Below are 271 nucleotides of genomic sequence, written 5' to 3' on the forward strand. Positions count from 1 at the left end.
GGCGATGACCGCCGGGATCGCGGCGAACAGGCCGATGGCGGTAGCGATCAGCGCTTCGGCGATACCCGGGGCGACGGTGGCCAGGGTTGCCTGCTGCACGGTGGCCAGGCCACGGACGGAGTTCATGATACCCCAGACGGTACCGAACAGGCCGACGTACGGGCTGGTGGAACCGACGGTTGCCAGGAATGGCAGGCTGGCTTCGAGTTTCTCCTCCTCACGGGAGATGGCCACACGCATGGCGCGCGCCACGCCCTCCATCACCGCATCG

At 67.9% G+C, this 271-nt stretch carries 1 protein-coding gene; it reads right to left on the bottom strand.

The features are described 5' to 3' along the window. Positions 1-271, bottom strand: a 271-nt coding sequence (locus M2D63_RS25790; protein ID WP_285865888.1) for a MotA/TolQ/ExbB proton channel family protein, incomplete at both ends; no start/stop codon positions are given.

This window comes from Pseudomonas sp. BJa5, assembly GCF_030272875.2.
Lineage (GTDB): Bacteria > Pseudomonadota > Gammaproteobacteria > Pseudomonadales > Pseudomonadaceae > Aquipseudomonas.